Origin of the sequence: Caulobacter mirabilis (genome assembly GCF_002749615.1) — a bacterium.
In the GTDB taxonomy this organism is placed as follows: Bacteria; Pseudomonadota; Alphaproteobacteria; order Caulobacterales; family Caulobacteraceae; genus Caulobacter; species Caulobacter mirabilis.
The window spans coordinates 1,324,297-1,339,315 of record NZ_CP024201.1; the positions used below are offsets into that span (position 1 = coordinate 1,324,297).

Consider the following 15,019-nt stretch of genomic DNA (forward strand, 5'->3'; position numbering starts at 1 on the left):
TCCTCTAGTCGCTAGAGGATCAAGCCCCTATCTGATCGACGACGAGGAGAAACGGCATGCGCGCGATCAGCATCGGAAAACTGGCCCAGGCGGCCGATGTGAAGGTCCCCACGATCCGCTTCTATGAGCAGATCGGCCTGCTGCCCGAGCCGGACCGCACCGACAGCGACCGCCGCATCTACGGCCAGGCGACGGTGGGGCGGCTGTCCTTCATCAAGCACGCCCGCGAGCTGGGCTTTCCGATCGACGCCATCCGCACCCTGCTGGACCTGGCCGACCATCCCGAGGAGCCCTGCAAGGACGCCAACGCCCTGGCCCAGGAGCAGCTCGCCGCCGTCGAGGAGAAGATCGGCCAGCTCGAAGCGCTGCGCACGGAGCTGAAGCGGATGGTCGACGCCGGCTGCAGCGGCGGCACGGCGGGCGAGTGCCGGGTCATCGAGGCGCTGGCCGACCGCGCCTGCTGCCCGACGCACGGCTGAGGCGGGAACGATTCAGTCGGCGATGCGCACCCAGAGGGCGGTGGCGTCGTCGCTTATCTTGAAGCGTGGATAACGGGCGCAGGTCGAGTCCGCCTGCTCGATCGCCCGCAGCTCCTCGCCCAGCACGGGCAGCCCCTTGGTCACGACGGCCTCGAACAGCCCCGCGGCGTCGTAGGCCGCGTAGGCGTCGGCCAGCGCCGTGAAACCGTCGGTCATCAGCAGCAGCATGTCGCCGGCTCGGACCGGCGTCCGGGCGTAGGCGGTTGCGATCGCCGAGGTCTCCGGGTCGGGGCTGAGCACGGAACGAAGCGCCCTGGACCGGTGGGCGCGCCGATCTTCGAGGATGGCCTGGCTGCTGAGGGCGCCGGAGTCCGGAAGCGGGCCGAACGATGCGGCGGCCGAGCTTTCGGACGCGCGGTCAGGCGTCGGGCTCAGCCACCGTACGCCGTCTCCGGACCGGTGCAGGACCGCGCAATCGGCCGCCCAGGCGATCTCCACCTGGCCATCGACGGGCTGGACGGCGGCGAAGGCGGCCGTCGGCAGCTCCCACCGGCCGGTGATCTCTCGCCGCCGCGCCGCGCGGAACCTCTGCGCCACCGCCTCGAACATCTGTCCGCAGGTTTCCCGCAGATCTCCCGCCTCGGCGGCCGCGAACCCGGCGTCGGCGGCCGAGGCGATCCAGGCCGCGCCGCCCTGCCGACCCAGCAGTCCGGGCGCGCCCAGGTCGGTCGCCCCGTCGATCACCCAGGCGCTCCTGCCGTTGGTTCCGGCGCGGTCGTCGTTGGGCCGCTTCAGGTCGCCGTTCAGGCTGACCGACTGCATCAGGTCCAGGCGCATGCCGACTCCGTCGTACCGTGTTGCGGGCTCAGCGGGCTTCCGAAGCCCTGAGGAAGCGAATCCGACGGCCGATGACGATGTCGGACGTCGACATCTCACAACCATAGACCAGGACCTCGACCCCGGCGTCGGCCGCCCGTTCCAGCCCGGCGGCGAAGGCCGGGTCCAGGTCGGCGCAGGCGCTGAAACGGTCGCAGTCGGTCCGCTGGACCACGAACAGCGCCACCGCCCGGTCGCCGGCCGCGACCATGGCCTCCAGCTCGCGCAGGTGTTTCGTCGACCTCGCCGCCACGCAGTCGGGGAACTCCGCCAGCGGCGGGGTGCGCGACAGGTGGCAGTTCTTGATCTCCAGCCAGCAGCGCTCGCCGGTCCCCTTCTCCAGCAGGAAGTCGACGCGGCTGGCCTCGCCGTACTTCACCTCGCGCCGATGCACGTCGTAGCCGGTCAGCTCGGGGATGGCGTCGGCGGCCAGCGCCTCGGCGACCAGCTTGTTCGGCAGCATGGTGTTGATCCCGACAAGGCCGACCGTCCCGGCGGCGTCCGGCGGCGTCTCCACCATCTCCAGCGTATGGGCCAGCTTGCGCTTGGGATCGTCCGACTTCGACAGCCAGACGCCCAGGCCGGGCATGTTGACCCCCAGCATGGCGCCGGGGTTGGGGCAGTGGGCGGTGATCGCCGCGCCATCGTCCAGGACCACGTCGGCGAAGAAGCGTTTGTAGCGGCTGACCAGTCGGCCATGAACGAGCGAGGAAGGGAACAGCATGCGGTCGGGCTCAGGCTTCGTCGTCATGCATCAGGGCGTCGAGATCCTGGGGAGAAAGGCGTTTCAGGGAGGCTTCCATATCGCGATCGTAGACGCGGTCGTTCGGCTCGCCTCGCTTCTGTTTGCGGCGGCCATACTTCCTGATGAAGTCCGCGACCTGCGCGACGGCGCGGCTTCGTCTTTCTTCGCTGCTGGGCTTTCTCGGCATCGCCGCCTGCATAGCACGCCGCGCCGCCTGCCAGTTGCGAGAAGTCGGCGCGGCCTCTAATCCGGAAAGGGACAGGCAGATACAGGGAAGGACAGGACCGATGGCGAGCCAGCAGCGCGTGACGGCGGCGGTCCTGATCATCGGGGACGAGATCCTCTCCGGCCGCACCCAGGACACCAATCTCAACGCCATCGCCCGCTATCTGGGGACCCACGGGGTCGAGGTGGCCGAGGCGCGGGTGGTCGGCGACGACGAGGACGAGATCGTCGCCGCTGTGAACCATCTGCGCGACCGCTACGACTATCTGGTCACCACCGGCGGCATCGGTCCGACCCACGACGACATCACCGCCGACTGCGTGGCCAAGGCCTTCGGCGTGGCGCTGCACGAACATCCCGAGATCATCGCCATGATGGAGGCGCGCTGGGGCTATGAGCTCAACGCCGCCCGCCGCCGCATGGCGCGGGTGCCGGAGGGCGGGACCCTGGTGAAGAACCCGGTGCAGGGGCCGCCCGGCTTTCAGATCGGCAACGTCTTCGTACTGGCCGGCGTGCCCTCGATCATGCGCGGCATGCTGGAGGACGTCGGCCACCGGCTGAAGGGCGGGGCCGTGGTGATCTCGCGCACCCTGCGGGTCGACGGCTCGGGGGAGGGCGTGATCGCCGCCCCGCTGGAGGGCGTGGCCAAGGCTCATCCGGACCTGTCGCTGGGCAGCTATCCCTTCTTCTCGAACGAGGGCTACGGCTCCAACCTGGTGGTTCGCGGTCGCGACGCCGACGAGGTGGCCCGCGCCCTGGACGAGCTGGAAACCGCGCTCGCCGGCGCCGGGGTGGCCCGTATGGAGCGGCTTGACATCAGCTGATCGAACGGATCACCTCACGCAAGGTGGGGTTGTTTAGAATTCATAGGGTGTCATGCGCATCATGTCTGTCGCGGCGGTCGCCGCGCTCATGCTGGTCGGGGCGGGGCCGGCCTTTTCCAATGAACCGACGGCGTCGTCGGACGTGAAACCCGCCAAGGCGGGCAAGCCGACCAAGGAAGACGATCCCAATCGGGTCGTGTGCACGCGCGAACATGTCGTCGGCACCAACCGTCCGCAGAAGGTCTGCATGACCGTGGCGGATCGGCAGCGTCTGAAGGACTCGGCAGATCGGGCGCTGAACGCCGTGAACCAGCGTCCCGCGCCGATAGAAGCCGGCGGGCGCTGAGGCCTCGCTCTCGCGAACGGACCATGGCGGCCTGGCGCCGACTTCGCTAAGTTCGGAGTCGGCCGCGCGGGCGTGGCGAAACTGGTAGACGCAACGGACTTGAACTGAAGCTTGAGTGCGCCAGGGGAAACCCCGGACGTAGAACCGCTCAAAGTCGGGGAACCCTGTCGAATGGCGATCCCGAGCCAAGCTCCGTGGCCCAAGAGGCCATCGGGGAAGGTGTAGAGACTAGACGGGCGGCGCCTAAGGCCGATGGGCTAGGGCGAAGGGATAGTCCAGACCACGAACCTCGATGCGCCGCGTCGAGGGCGGCGAAAGTCGAAGTGGTACGAAAATCCGTAGGGCCGTGAGGCTCGTGTCGGTTCGATTCCGACCGCCCGCACCATCTATCGAATATCCAGGAAAGGAGCCGCCGCGAGCGATCGCGGCGGCTCCTCTCGTCTCGGCCGCGCCCTAGGGAAGGACGGCCTTGAGGCTCAGCGCCACGCGGCCGTCGTTGATGCCGCCCAGGTCGGTGTCGTTGTCATGCCAGCGCAGATCCGCCGACAGCTTGTCGGTGAAGGCGTAGCCGACGCCGACATTCCAGGTCGTGTAGTCGCTGGAACCGCCGCCGGCGAGGTCGACCGACTGGTTGCCCACGGCGCCGCTGACCGTCCACTTCTCGGCCGGCGAGAACGAGGCGTTGGCCTCGATGTACAGGCTGTTGTCGGTGCCGACGCCCGTGTAGTCCGGCGAATAGTAGGCCGCCGCGCCCAGGGTGACCGGTCCGGCCGGAACAGAGGCCGCCGCCTTGAACTCCCATTGATTCCAGTCCGCCCCGCCGGGGGCGTTGACGTAGCCGTAGTAGATGGCGCCGAAGTCGAGCGTCACCGGACCGACGGTCGGTTTCACGCCGGCGTACAGATCGACCTCGATGTCGGTGCCGTCGCCGAAGTCGACGTTCGAGGCCCAGCCGCCGGCGTAGAAGATGCCTTTGCCGTAGTCCCAGCCGGCGAACAGCTGCGGGCCTTCGTCCGTCTGGCTGACGCCCCGGAAGACGTAGTCGGACGCAACGCCGACGTTGAAGCTGAAGCTGTCCTCGGCCAGGGCGGCCGTTCCGACCATGGCCAGCGACGCCGTGGCGGCGCACAGGGCAAGTTTGAGAGTGTTCATCGCTATCCCCTTGTTGTTCTCCCGCGCGGCCTGCGTCGCGCGGGCGCCCCCGTCTGGCGACCGGGGCGACGTCATGATGGGTCGAAGGTTCGCGCACGCCCTATCGGATGGGGCGGCGCGCGCACGCCGACCCTCGTGGCTGGCCGCAATTTGTGCGCGAAAGCCCCGAGTCGCCCGTTTTGTGGGCGCCGCGAACCTGAAGCAGGGGGCGACAGGGTTCGATACGGAACCGGCTGCCGCCGCGTAAGGGGATCGTAAGGATGCGGGCGGAGGCGGACTCGGACGGCTTCCGTGGAAATCGGGCGCCGAGGCCGGCCCCATCACCCGGTCATCCCGGCGAAGGCCGGGACCCAGGTCGAAGGGCTGTGTGGCGGTGCGAAATCACGCATCGCCGCGCCTGGAGCTGAATCCCGGCCTTCGCCGGGACAATCGGTATCGGGCGCCCCCTATCGCATCGACAGCGAGGCGAAGCCCAGGTGCGTGCCGGCGTCGACCAGCAGGGTTTCGCCGGTGACGTGGCGCGAGGCGGGGGAGGCCAGGAAAACCGCCGCGCCGGCGATGTCCTCGGCGGTCGAGGCGGCCTGCAGCGGGGTCGAGCGGATCACCCCCTCGCGCATGCGGGCGACGGTGTCGTCGGGCATGGCCTTGCCGAACCAGGGCGTGTCGATGAAGCCCGGGCAGATGGCGTTGACGCGGATCTTCGGGGCCAGGGCGCGGGCCAGCGACAGGGTCATGGTGTTCATCGCCCCCTTGGAGGCGGCGTAGGGCACCGACGAACCGATGCCGGTCACGCCGGCGATCGAGGCGGTGTTGACCACCGCGCCGGCCCGATCGCCGGCCTCGAGCAGCGCGCGGGCGGCGCGAACCATCTGGAACGCGCCCACGACGTTGACCTGATACAGGCGCAGGAAGTCGTCGGCGTTCACCGCGTCGAGGTCGGCGTGGTTCGGCGCGAACTTGGTGACCCCGGCGTTGTTGAACAGGGCGTCGATGCGGCCGAACGGCTCGGCCGCCGCGGCGATCCGGCGGCAGTCGGCGTCCTCGCCGACGTCGCCCTGGACGAGCACCGCCTGGGCGCCATGGGACTCGACCTGGCGGGCGGTCTCCTCCGCCTCGGCCTGGCTGGAGGCGTAGTTGATGATCACCGCCTCGGCCCCGCGCGCGGCGGTCTCCACGGCGATCGCCCGGCCCAGGCCCGTCGAGCCGCCGGTCACCAGCACCACGAAGCCATCGAAATCCTTGCCCGCCATGGGTCGTTCCTTCCTGTGATCTGTCTTTGCATCCTCCCTACACCGGCGGGGGCGCGCTTGTCGCGGGGAGGGCGGGGGACTACATGGCCGCCATGACCACCGAGCACCTGACCCAGCTGGGCCGCGCCGTCGAGGCGCCCGACCGTCCCGAGGACGCCGTCCTCGAGCGCGTGCCGAACCCCCAGAACGACACCCTCTATCTGGCCCGCTTCGTGGCGCCGGAGTTCACCTCGGTCTGTCCGGTGACGGGCCAGCCGGACTTCGCCCATCTGGTGATCGACTATGCGCCGGGCGACTGGCTGATCGAGTCCAAGTCGCTGAAGCTGTACCTGACCTCGTTCCGCAACCACGGAGCCTTCCACGAGGACTGCACCGTCGCCATCGGCCGCAAGATCTTCGACACCGCCCAGCCCAAGTGGCTGCGCATCGGCGGCTACTGGTATCCGCGCGGCGGCATTCCGATCGACGTCTTCTGGCAGAGCGGCCCGGCTCCGGAAGGCCTCTGGCTGCCCGACCAGGGCGTCCCGCCCTACCGCGGCCGCGGCTGAGGCCGCTACTCGATCGACAGTCTCGGCCGGTAGGTGAAGGTCTTGCCGGCGGGCGAGCCGCCGTCGATGGCGGTGACCCGCGCGTCGTCCATGGCCTTCAGCACCGCCGCTGCATAGCCCTTCGAGCCGTTTCCGGGATCGCGGAGCTCGCAGGCGGGGCGCCCGGCCTCGTCGGCGACGCAGGACACCTCGACCCAGAAGCTCTCGCCCTTGGGAAGGCCGGAGCCGTTCCAGTACTTCATGATCGGCGGCATCAGCCGCCATTTCAGGTCGCTGCCGGCGATGATCGCGTCGTCCCCGCGGGCCGACGGCGGCCAGTAGCCGAACCTCAGCGTCATCCGGAAGCGCCGCCCCTCGGGAGAGCCGCCGTCCACGCTCTGCACCGTGGCCTTGTCCATGACCAGCAGCGCAGCCTTGCCGAAGAAGACGTCCGCCGGCTCCTCGCGGACGACGGCGCAGTCCAGATCTCCGTCGGCCTGGGCGACGCATTCGACGGCGGCCAGGCCCCGACGGATGCCCAGGACCCGGGCGCGGGTCGGATAGTGGCGCGCCATGTCGTAGAGCTTGGGCAACCTCTTCCAGGCCAGACCCGCCTCGTCGATGGTCGGCGCGGCGCTGGTCGCTTCGGCCTCGTCCGCTTGGGCTGCGGCGGCCGAAGCCCCCGTCCCGGCCAGGGTCGCCGCCAAGACGACCGATACAAAGATGCGCATGACCATTATCCCCCGCCCGGGCGTTTAGCAGGGCTGGTCGAGGCGGGGAATCGCCGAGTGATCAAGAAACTTGCATCCAGCGGGCGCGTGTCCCTCGGATATCTCAGAACCGCGTCGTCAGGGCCTTCACGTCGGGGCGTTGGCGTTCCTGCGGCGCTTCGGTCGCCGTCCCCAGGAAGACGTAGCCCGCCACCTGCTCGTAGTCGCCCAGACCGAGGACGGTCTTGGCCTCCTCGTCGTAGGCGTACCAGTCGGTGATCCAGTTGGCGCCGTAGCCCATGGCCAGGGCGGCGTAGGTCAGGGTGGTGCAGACCGCTCCGGCCGACATCAGCTGCTCCCAGGCGGGAATCTCGCCGGTCACCGTCCGCGACACCACCGCCACCGCCAGCGGCGGCGCCTTCAGCTTGCCGAGCTTGGCGGTCAGCTTGGCGGCGTCGGCGCGGCCGGCGGCCAGGGCCTCCAGCTGCTGGACGAAGCGGGCCTTACCCGCGCCCTCCAGGATGATGAAGCGCCAGGGCGCCAGCTTGCCGTGGTCCGGCACCCGCGCGGCCAGGGTCAGCAGGTCCTCCAGCTCCTCCGGCGAGGGCGCCGGGGCGGCCAGGGTCAGGGCGGGCGCCGAGCGCCGGCGGGCCAGGAAGGCCAGGGTCTCCGGCGAGGGATCGAGCGGCAGCGCGTCGCCGAAGGCGGGCGCTCGGGGATGCCGTGGGTCAAGAACGCGTCCTAGGTGATGGTGGTGGATTCCGGCTCGTCGATCATCGGCCGCAGCTTGATCCGCGTGTCCGGGGCGATGAGCCGGTAGATGGAGTCGAATTCAGGCGCATGCTCGCCGTCGAGCGTGACGCGGCCATGGACCTCGCCGGTCTCGTTGTTGCGGGTATAGGCCTCGCACGCCTTCTTGCCCTCGAAGTCGGCCATGGCCTCGGCCATCGCCGCCAGCAGGGGCAGGGCCTCGGCCGGCTGGGCCGGCTCGCCGTCGCGCAGGACGATCGCTTCCAGGGCGCTGAACCGGAAGGTCGAGCACAGGGACCCGCCCTCGAGCTTCAAGGTCTCGCGCACGACCAACTGCACGTCGGGATCGGACAGCATGCGGAAGCGGCTGGTCTGGCTGACCTCCTTGCCCTTCACCTCCAGGAAGGCGACGTCCTCGCAGCTCTGGTCCTTGTCGCGCCAGCCGGAGCACCAGACCCGGTCTTCGGCCATCAGCGTCAGCAGGCTCTTGCCGGACAACGGCGCGTCCGCCGCGCCGCGGCGGCGGCGGGCAGGGCGATGAGGGCGCCGAGCGCCAGGACCTGGAGTGCACGCATATGCAACACCTAGGCGGCTACAGGGCTTACGGCAACCGCCGCCTTGGCGCGTTCGTCGATCGCCCCCATATGAGTTCAAAGGGCGAAACGGGGCCGTCGGACGTTCTTCGTGCTATAGGCGGAGACCGGCGGGGAATAACGGGAGGGCCTTGATGCCCAGACAGTTCGAGATCGTCGCGTCCGACGCCGCGCCGCCCGTCTGGGCCGCGCTGCGCATGGAGGCCGAGCGGGGCGCCCGCGAAGAGCCGACCCTCGGCAGCCTGCTCAACGCCGTGATCCTGTCGCACAGCACGATGGCGGAGGCGCTGTCCTACCAGTTCGCGCGCAAGATCGGCGACCAGGAGCTGCGCGCGATGAGCGCCCGCGAGATCGCCCAGGAGGCCTACGAGGCCGACCCGTCGCTGATCGCCGCGGCCGAGGCCGACCTCAAGGCGGTGTTCGAGCGCGATCCCGCCTGCAAGGGCTATGTCCAGCCGTTCCTGTTCTTCAAGGGCTTCCTGGCCCTACAGAACCACCGCGTCGCCCACTGGCTGTGGACCCATAGCCGCGAGACCCTGGCCCTCTACCTCCAGAGCCGCGGCAGCGAGATCTACGCCGTCGACATCCATCCGGCCGCGAAGATGGGCTCGGGCGTGTTCCTCGACCACGGCACCGGCATCGTCATCGGCGAGACGGCGGTGGTCGGCGACGACGTCTCGATGCTTCACGGGGTGACGCTGGGCGGCACCGGCGCCGAGCGCGGCGACCGCCACCCGAAGATCGGCAAGGGCGTGCTGCTGGGCGCCGGCGCCAAGGTGCTGGGCAATATCCTGATCGGCGACTACGCCAAGGTGGCCTCCGGTTCGGTGGTGCTGAAGGCCGTGCCCAAGGGCTGCACCGCCGCCGGCGTACCCGCGCGCCTGGTCAACTGCCCGACCTGCGAAGAGCCGGCCAAGACCATGGATCATACGCTGGCCGACGTGGTCTACGACTACGTGATCTGACCTTTCACGCCGTCATCCTCGCGCTCGTCGCGAGGACCCATGCGTGGTGAGCGAACAGCAGGGGCGCGGATCGATCCGCGCTCCTTTCTTGCTGCGGGTCGTGTTCATGGGGGTGGAACAAGTCCGGCCATGACGGAGGAGGGGGCCTGCCCGATCAGATGCTCCCCCATGGGGGAGCTGTCGGTCCGAAGGACCGACTGAGGGGGTCCTGCGGAGTTGGTTGACCCCCTCCGTCTCGCCTTCGGCGAGCCACCTCCCCCAGAGGGGAGGACCTTAGTTCACCGACAGGCCAGCTCCGCCTGCGCAAATCTCACATTACCGGCCGGCTGCGCGTGCAGCAGCCCGTACGTCGCCAGGGCCCACAACGCGGCCGCGGCGGCCCATTTCGCGGCGGTCAGTCCGCCATCCCGTTCTCTTTGCTTTTCCATCGGCGAGCTTATCGGCCGATTGCGCGGCGCTGAAAAACGACTTATCGGCCGGCTGTCTGTGAGGTTTCGTCACAATGGCTCGCCGCAATCTGCCGTCGCTGAACGCCCTGCGCGCCTTCGAGGCGTTCGGTCGGCACGGCCGCATGACCCTGGCCGCCGACGAGCTGTTCGTCACGCACGGCGCGGTCAGCCGCCAGATCCGTCAACTGGAAGAAGACCTCGGCCAGCCCCTGACCGAAGGGCCGCGCAACCGGCTGCGCCTGACAGAGGCCGGTCTGAAGCTGGCCCAGGCCCTGACCCGGGCGCTGGATTCCATCGACGACGCCCTGCCGCGCCCGGCCGAGGCGGAGCGTCCGCTGGTCGTGGCCTGTTTGGGCACCCTGGCGATGAAATGGCTGATCCCGCGCCTGCCGGCCTTTCTCGGCGCTCATCCCGACATTCCCGTCCGGATCGAGGAGTCCAACGGGGCGTTCGACTTCCGCCAGGATGGGGTCGATCTGGCCGTCCGCATGCGGAACCTGAACGATCATCGGTCCCCCGATGCGGAAGTCACGTTCTTCATGGACAACTACCACGGCCCTGTGGTGTCGCCCGACCTGGTCGGGGACGGATCGGCGCGGACGCTGGGCCGGCTGCCGCGGCTGCATACGGTGACCCATCTCGCCGGCTGGAGCGATTGGCTGGCGACTTCGGGCGTGGCCGTGGCCGACAGCGGCGTGCGGCGCGACTTCGACCACAACTTCTACATGGTGGAGGCCGCCGCCGCCGGGCTGGGCGTGGCCATCGGTCCCTGGGCCTTCGTCCAGACGGACCTGGCCAGCGGACGGCTGAAGGCGCCCATGGGCTTCGTGCGCAGCGGGGTCGGCTTCGTGGCGCTGCTGCCTCGGACGGGCGCGCGGCCGGAGGGGCGGCTGTTCCGGGACTGGCTGGTCGCGGAAGGGGCGGCGACCCCGCCGCCTCCGGAACCTTATGGCCTACCTTAGGGCTTGCCTCGGCGGGCGACGGCGGTAGGTTCCCGGCGAATGCGCCGCGGCGCCCCCCAACGACCAGGAGCCACGCCGTGGACGACAATCACATCAAACAGATCGAAGCCCACCTGAAGCGCACCTTCGGCAACCCGCACTTCGCGGTGAAGGCCCGCAAGCAGAAGGATTCGGCCGAGGTCGAGCTGAAGGGCGAGTTCATCGGCGTGATCTACGAGGACGAGGACGAGCCGGGCTCGTTCCTGTTCGAGATGGCCATCCTGAACGAAGACCTGGAGTAGGTCCCTGGGGACATGCTCCCGCAGGGTGCGTGTCTCCGTATCTGTATCCAGGGGACACGCACCGCTTCGCGGAGCCTGTCCCCGACTAGGCGGCTACGGCCGCCTTTTTCGTTTCCCGCCGGATCGCCAGCGAGGCCACGGCCGCCGCCAGGGCGGTGACGCCCGCCAGCACGAAGGCCTCCAGGTACTGGCCCTGGCTAGCCCGCCAGACGCCGGCGCCGAGGGCCGCGCTGGCGGCGCCCAGCTGATGGCCGGCCGCGATCCAGCCGAACACGATCGGGCCGTCCGCCTCGCCGAAGGCCTCGGTGGCCAGGCGCACGGTCGGGGGCACGGTGGCGATCCAGTCCAGGCCGTAGAACACCGCGAAGACGGTCAGGCTGAGGATGTCGAACTGGGTCCAGGGCAGGATCATCAGCGAGATCCCCCGCAGGCCGTAGTAGACGAACAGCAGCTTGCGCGGGTCGTAGCGGTCGGTCAGCCAGCCCGAGGCGGTGGTCCCGATCAGGTCGAAGACGCCCATCAGCGCCAGCAGGCCGGCGGCGCGCACGGCGGGCAGGCCCATGTCGCCGCAGAAGGCGATCAGGTGGGTCCCGACCAGGCCGTTGGTGGTCAGGCCGCAGATGAAGAAGCCCAGGAACAGCAGCCAGAAGGTCCGCGTCCTCGCCGCCCGGCCCAGGGCCCCGAAGGCGCCGGCCAGGGCGTTGGCGCCGGAGACGCCGGCCGGCGGAACATAGTCCTCGCCCGCGCCGTACGGCTTCTGGCCGATGTCGGCGGGCCGGTCGGGCAGCATTAGCCAGACGATCGGCGCCAGCAGACCGGTGACGACCGCCACCGTCGCCGCCACCGTCGCCCAGCCGAAGGTCTCGGCCAGCCAGGCGAAGCCCGGCAGGAAGATCAGCGTCCCGGTCGCCGTCGCCGCGCTGAGCAGGCCCATCATCAGGCCGCGCCGGGCGACGAACCAGCGATTGACCACCGTCGCGCCCATGACCATGGCCACCGCCCCGCTGCCCAGGCCCGCCAGCACGCCCCAGGTGGCCACGAACTGCCAGGACGCGGTCATCAGGGTGGAGAGGCCGGTCGAGGCGGCCATCAGGATCAGCGCCAGCGTCACCGTCCGCCGGACGCCGAACGACTGCATCAGCGCCGCCGCGAAAGGGCCGGTCAGGCCGTAAAGAAAGATGCCGATCGCCGCCGCCAGCGAGATCGTCCCGCGGTCCCAGCCGAAGGCCTTTTCCAACGGCAGGATCAACACGCCCGGCGCCGCCCGCAGCCCGGCCGCCGCCAGCAGCGCCAGGAAGGCGATCCCCACCGCCACGAAAGCGTAGTTCGGGCCGAGGGGACGACGGACGGCCATGGTCATGGCGACTCTCCGGGATGGGATAGTCAAAAGCAAATATAGGCACATTCCTATATGTCAATTCATAGCTTGACCCATCCCGCCCCGCGACGGAGGTTCCGGCCATGTCGACCGCCAAGGCCCTGCGCGCGCTGGCCAACGAACGCCGGCTTCAGATCCTCGAATGGCTGAAGGATCCGGTCACGCATTTCCCGCCCCAGATCTACGGCGACCTGGAGGAGGACGGCGTCTGCGTGCTGGAGATCGCCGACAAGCTGGGCGTGGCCCAGCCGACCGCCACCAGCCATCTGCAGATCCTGGCCGACGCCGGCCTGGTGCGGCCCCGGCGCATCCGGCAGTGGACCTTCTACCGGCGCGAGGAGGAAGCCATCGCGGCCCTGAAAGCCGAGCTGGCGTCCACCATATGAGCGACCGGGGGTCGTACAGCTATCGCGACGACCCCGCCGTCCCGGCCTTTCCGGACGACCGCCCGATCATCATCTTCGACGGTCATTGCGTGTTCTGTTCGGGCTGGGCGCGGGTGGTGCTGCGCTTCGACCGCAAGGGCGTGTTCCGCCTGCTGCCGGCCCAGACGCCGCTGGGCGCGGCGCTGTACCGCCACTACGGCCTCGATCCGGAGGATTATCAGACCAACATCCTGATCGAGCGCGGCGAGGCCCGGTTCAAGGCCGACGGCTCGATGCGGATGGCGGCGCTGCTGGGCTTCCCGTTCTCGCTGGCCGGCGTGTTCCGGCTGCTGCCCATACCGGTCGCCGACGCGCTCTATGACGTCGTGGCGAAGAACCGCTTCCGCCTCTTCGGCCGCAGCGACGTCTGCTACATCCCCGACGCGCGCTATGCGGAGAGGGTGCTGGGCGGGTGAAGGTTCTCGTCGTCGGGGGATACGGCACGTTCGGCGGGCGGCTGGCGCGGCTGCTGGCCGACGAGCCGCGCGTGACGCTGCTGATGGCCGGGCGGTCGTTGGCCAAGGCGCGGGCGCTGTGCGCCGAACTGGACAGCCGTTCGACCCTGGTTCCCTGGCGTTTCGACCGCGATGGCGACCTGGACGCTCAGCTGGGCGAGGCCGCGCCCGACCTGGTCGTCGACGCCAGCGGTCCGTTCCAGGCCTACGGCGAGCGGCCCTATCGGCTGGCCCAGGCCTGTATCGCGCGCGGGATCGACTATCTGGACCTGGCCGACGGCGCCGATTTCGTCGCCGGGATCGCGACTCTGGATGACGCGGCGCGGGCGAGGGGGGTCTTCGCGCTGTCGGGCGTCAGCACCTGTCCGGCCCTGACGGCGGCGGTGGTGCGGCGGCTTTCGGAAGGCTGGCGGAGCGTGCGGTCGGTGACGGCCGGGATCGCGCCGACGCCCTGGGCCGGCCTGGGGCTGAGCGTTGTGAAGGGCATCGCCGGCTATGCGGGCCGGCCGGTGAAGCTGGTCCGCGACGGCCGGCCGGCGGAGGGCGGCGCCCTGATCGAGTCCCGCCGGGTGACGATCGCGCCGCCGGGCCAGGTTCCGCTGCGCAGCCTGCATTTCTCGCTGGTCGACACCCCGGACCTGCAGGTTCTGCCGCCGCTGCATCCCGGCCTGCGCGATATCTGGTTCGGCGCCGGACCGACGCCGGAGAGCCTGCACCGGATGCTGAACGGCATGGCCTGGCTGGTCCGCTGGCGGCTGCTGCCGACGCTGGAGCCTCTGGCCCCGCTGTTCCACTGGGCGATCAACCGGCTGCGCTGGGGCGAGCATCGCGGCGGCATGTTCGTGGCCGTCGCCGGCGAGGACGCCGACGGCCGCCCCGTCGCCCGGAGCTGGCACCTGGTCGCCGAGGGGGCGGACGGTCCCTTCATCCCCTCGATGGCGGCCGAGGCGACGATCCGCGGCTTGCTGGACGGCCGCCGCCCCGCCGCCGGCGCGCGACCCGCGACCTCGGACCTGGAACTGGCCGACTTCGAACCGGCTTTCGCCCGGAAGGCCATCGCCGCCGGCGTCCGCGAGCCGGTCGCCGAGGCCGAGCCGGTCTACCACCAGGTCCTGGGGCCGGCCTGGGACGGCATGCCCCCCGCCTGGCGCGCGATGCACCAGCTGCCGGAAGGGGAGACGAAGACCGTTTCCGGCCGCGCCTCGGTCGAGCGGGGGCGGAGCCTGCTCGCCCGCCTGGCCGGGACGCTGATGGGCTTTCCCGGGGCCGGCGACGACGTTCCGGTCTCCGTCGCCTTCAGCCGCCGGAACGGCGTGGAGCTGTGGCGGCGCACGTTCGCGGGCCGGTCGTTCGCCAGCCGCCAGGAGGCCGGCCGCGGTCGGTCGGAGCATCTGGTCGTCGAGCGCTTCGGCCCGGTCGCCGTGCATATGGCCGCGGCGACCGACGGCGAGACCATGCGGCTGGTCATCCGCCGCTTTTCGGTCCTCGGCGTCCCGCTGCCGCTGTGGCTGGGCCCGACCACGACGGCGAGCGAGCGCGTCGAGGACGGCCGCTTCCGCTTCGACGTCGAGATCGGCCATCCGCTGACCGGCCGGATCGTCCTCTATCGGGGCTGGTTGGCCTGACG

The 15,019-nt window shown here is 70.1% G+C and carries 19 protein-coding genes; 10 read left to right on the plus strand and 9 right to left on the minus strand.

What is annotated here, in order from left to right; all coding sequences use genetic code 11:
* The first annotated feature begins 56 nt into the window (after window positions 1-56).
* Complete coding sequence (locus tag CSW64_RS06440; RefSeq protein ID WP_099621336.1) at window positions 57-479, plus strand: MerR family transcriptional regulator; 423 nt, start codon at window positions 57-59, stop codon at window positions 477-479.
* A 12-nt stretch (window positions 480-491) separates the two neighbouring features.
* Here the strand turns inward: CSW64_RS06440 and CSW64_RS06445 are convergent, their stop codons facing one another.
* From CSW64_RS06445 to CSW64_RS21765, 3 genes are read right to left on the minus strand one after another with little or no spacing between them, the layout of a single operon-like run.
* Window positions 492-1,316: a PP2C family serine/threonine-protein phosphatase gene (locus CSW64_RS06445; RefSeq protein ID WP_099621337.1), complete on the minus strand. Its 825-nt coding sequence runs from the start codon at window positions 1,314-1,316 to the stop codon at window positions 492-494.
* Between the two features lie 28 nt (window positions 1,317-1,344).
* Window positions 1,345-2,079 (minus strand): DNA/RNA nuclease SfsA, encoded by a 735-nt coding sequence (gene sfsA, locus CSW64_RS06450; RefSeq protein WP_099621338.1) that lies wholly within the window; start codon window positions 2,077-2,079, stop codon window positions 1,345-1,347.
* Between the two features lie 10 nt (window positions 2,080-2,089).
* On the minus strand, window positions 2,090-2,428 hold the full coding sequence (locus tag CSW64_RS21765) for a hypothetical protein (protein WP_150131349.1): 339 nt from the start codon (window positions 2,426-2,428) through the stop codon (window positions 2,090-2,092).
* Between CSW64_RS21765 and CSW64_RS06460 the strand changes: the two genes are divergently transcribed.
* A complete protein-coding gene (locus CSW64_RS06460) occupies window positions 2,388-3,149 on the plus strand; it encodes a competence/damage-inducible protein A (RefSeq protein ID WP_099621340.1) in 762 nt (253 codons plus the stop codon). The genes CSW64_RS21765 and CSW64_RS06460 overlap by 41 nt on opposite strands.
* A 52-nt stretch (window positions 3,150-3,201) precedes the next feature.
* Complete coding sequence (locus CSW64_RS06465; protein WP_099621341.1) at window positions 3,202-3,495, plus strand: hypothetical protein; 294 nt, start codon at window positions 3,202-3,204, stop codon at window positions 3,493-3,495.
* A gap of 453 nt (window positions 3,496-3,948) precedes the next feature.
* Here the strand turns inward: CSW64_RS06465 and CSW64_RS06475 are convergent, their stop codons facing one another.
* Window positions 3,949-4,647 carry a TorF family putative porin gene (locus CSW64_RS06475; protein ID WP_099621342.1) on the minus strand — a complete coding sequence of 233 codons (699 nt, stop codon included), beginning with the start codon at window positions 4,645-4,647 and terminating at the stop codon, window positions 3,949-3,951.
* Between the two features lie 446 nt (window positions 4,648-5,093).
* Complete coding sequence (locus CSW64_RS06480) at window positions 5,094-5,897, minus strand: SDR family NAD(P)-dependent oxidoreductase (RefSeq protein ID WP_099621343.1); 804 nt, start codon at window positions 5,895-5,897, stop codon at window positions 5,094-5,096.
* Between the two features lie 92 nt (window positions 5,898-5,989).
* On the opposite strand from CSW64_RS06480, the gene queF reads away from it, so the two are divergent.
* Complete coding sequence (gene queF / locus CSW64_RS06485; protein ID WP_099624138.1) at window positions 5,990-6,445, plus strand: preQ(1) synthase; 456 nt, start codon at window positions 5,990-5,992, stop codon at window positions 6,443-6,445.
* A 5-nt stretch (window positions 6,446-6,450) separates the two neighbouring features.
* Here queF and CSW64_RS06490 read toward each other — a convergent pair whose 3' ends face one another.
* The 3 genes from CSW64_RS06490 to CSW64_RS21950 form a co-directional block, all read right to left on the minus strand.
* Window positions 6,451-7,155 carry a hypothetical protein gene (locus tag CSW64_RS06490; RefSeq protein WP_150131350.1) on the minus strand — a complete coding sequence of 235 codons (705 nt, stop codon included), beginning with the start codon at window positions 7,153-7,155 and terminating at the stop codon, window positions 6,451-6,453.
* A 103-nt stretch (window positions 7,156-7,258) separates the two neighbouring features.
* A complete protein-coding gene (locus tag CSW64_RS22470) occupies window positions 7,259-7,966 on the minus strand; it encodes a nitroreductase family protein (RefSeq protein WP_425430374.1) in 708 nt (235 codons plus the stop codon).
* A complete protein-coding gene (locus CSW64_RS21950; protein WP_172448483.1) occupies window positions 7,876-8,382 on the minus strand; it encodes a hypothetical protein in 507 nt (168 codons plus the stop codon). The genes CSW64_RS22470 and CSW64_RS21950 overlap by 91 nt, the downstream gene beginning before the upstream one ends.
* Window positions 8,383-8,611: 229 nt before the next feature.
* On the opposite strand from CSW64_RS21950, the gene cysE reads away from it, so the two are divergent.
* From cysE to CSW64_RS06515, 3 genes are all read left to right on the plus strand, one after another.
* Window positions 8,612-9,442: a serine O-acetyltransferase gene (gene cysE / locus CSW64_RS06505; RefSeq protein ID WP_099621346.1), complete on the plus strand. Its 831-nt coding sequence runs from the start codon at window positions 8,612-8,614 to the stop codon at window positions 9,440-9,442.
* A gap of 502 nt (window positions 9,443-9,944) precedes the next feature.
* Window positions 9,945-10,853 (plus strand): LysR substrate-binding domain-containing protein, encoded by a 909-nt coding sequence (locus tag CSW64_RS06510; protein ID WP_099621347.1) that lies wholly within the window; start codon window positions 9,945-9,947, stop codon window positions 10,851-10,853.
* A 77-nt stretch (window positions 10,854-10,930) separates the two neighbouring features.
* Entirely contained in the window at window positions 10,931-11,134 is a 204-nt protein-coding gene (locus tag CSW64_RS06515; protein ID WP_099621348.1) for a DUF3126 family protein, read from the plus strand.
* A gap of 85 nt (window positions 11,135-11,219) precedes the next feature.
* On the opposite strand, the gene CSW64_RS06520 is transcribed toward CSW64_RS06515, so the two are convergent.
* Window positions 11,220-12,494, minus strand: coding sequence for an MFS transporter (locus CSW64_RS06520; RefSeq protein WP_099621349.1), 1,275 nt, complete (start codon window positions 12,492-12,494; stop codon window positions 11,220-11,222).
* Window positions 12,495-12,595: 101 nt separating this feature from the next.
* On the opposite strand from CSW64_RS06520, the gene CSW64_RS06525 reads away from it, so the two are divergent.
* From CSW64_RS06525 to CSW64_RS06535, 3 genes are read left to right on the plus strand one after another with little or no spacing between them, the layout of a single operon-like run.
* The gene (locus tag CSW64_RS06525) at window positions 12,596-12,898 is read left to right on the plus strand and encodes an ArsR/SmtB family transcription factor (protein WP_099621350.1); all 303 of its coding nucleotides are present in this window, start codon (window positions 12,596-12,598) and stop codon (window positions 12,896-12,898) included.
* Window positions 12,895-13,353, plus strand: coding sequence for a thiol-disulfide oxidoreductase DCC family protein (locus CSW64_RS06530; RefSeq protein WP_099621351.1), 459 nt, complete (start codon window positions 12,895-12,897; stop codon window positions 13,351-13,353). Before CSW64_RS06525 ends, CSW64_RS06530 begins: the two co-directional genes overlap by 4 nt.
* Complete coding sequence (locus CSW64_RS06535; protein ID WP_216361243.1) at window positions 13,350-15,017, plus strand: saccharopine dehydrogenase family protein; 1,668 nt, start codon at window positions 13,350-13,352, stop codon at window positions 15,015-15,017. The genes CSW64_RS06530 and CSW64_RS06535 overlap by 4 nt, the downstream gene beginning before the upstream one ends.
* Window positions 15,018-15,019: the final 2 nt, after the last annotated feature.

What these genes read in the sequence shown, in the direction of transcription:
- CSW64_RS06475 (WP_099621342.1), bottom strand. Translation starts at nt 4,647, where the DNA reads ATGAACACTCTCAAACTTGCCCTGTGCGCCGCCACGGCGTCGCTGGCC.
- CSW64_RS06530 (WP_099621351.1), top strand. Translation starts at nt 12,895, where the DNA reads ATGAGCGACCGGGGGTCGTACAGCTATCGCGACGACCCCGCCGTCCCG.
- CSW64_RS06460 (WP_099621340.1), top strand. Translation starts at nt 2,388, where the DNA reads ATGGCGAGCCAGCAGCGCGTGACGGCGGCGGTCCTGATCATCGGGGAC.
- CSW64_RS06510 (WP_099621347.1), top strand. Translation starts at nt 9,945, where the DNA reads ATGGCTCGCCGCAATCTGCCGTCGCTGAACGCCCTGCGCGCCTTCGAG.
- CSW64_RS06480 (WP_099621343.1), bottom strand. Translation starts at nt 5,897, where the DNA reads ATGGCGGGCAAGGATTTCGATGGCTTCGTGGTGCTGGTGACCGGCGGC.
- cysE (WP_099621346.1), top strand. Translation starts at nt 8,612, where the DNA reads ATGCCCAGACAGTTCGAGATCGTCGCGTCCGACGCCGCGCCGCCCGTC.
- CSW64_RS06445 (WP_099621337.1), bottom strand. Translation starts at nt 1,316, where the DNA reads ATGCGCCTGGACCTGATGCAGTCGGTCAGCCTGAACGGCGACCTGAAG.
- sfsA (WP_099621338.1), bottom strand. Translation starts at nt 2,079, where the DNA reads ATGCTGTTCCCTTCCTCGCTCGTTCATGGCCGACTGGTCAGCCGCTAC.
- CSW64_RS06440 (WP_099621336.1), top strand. Translation starts at nt 57, where the DNA reads ATGCGCGCGATCAGCATCGGAAAACTGGCCCAGGCGGCCGATGTGAAG.
- CSW64_RS06465 (WP_099621341.1), top strand. Translation starts at nt 3,202, where the DNA reads ATGCGCATCATGTCTGTCGCGGCGGTCGCCGCGCTCATGCTGGTCGGG.
- queF (WP_099624138.1), top strand. Translation starts at nt 5,990, where the DNA reads ATGACCACCGAGCACCTGACCCAGCTGGGCCGCGCCGTCGAGGCGCCC.
- CSW64_RS06490 (WP_150131350.1), bottom strand. Translation starts at nt 7,155, where the DNA reads ATGCGCATCTTTGTATCGGTCGTCTTGGCGGCGACCCTGGCCGGGACG.
- CSW64_RS06525 (WP_099621350.1), top strand. Translation starts at nt 12,596, where the DNA reads ATGTCGACCGCCAAGGCCCTGCGCGCGCTGGCCAACGAACGCCGGCTT.
- CSW64_RS21765 (WP_150131349.1), bottom strand. Translation starts at nt 2,428, where the DNA reads ATGATCAGGACCGCCGCCGTCACGCGCTGCTGGCTCGCCATCGGTCCT.
- CSW64_RS06520 (WP_099621349.1), bottom strand. Translation starts at nt 12,494, where the DNA reads ATGACCATGGCCGTCCGTCGTCCCCTCGGCCCGAACTACGCTTTCGTG.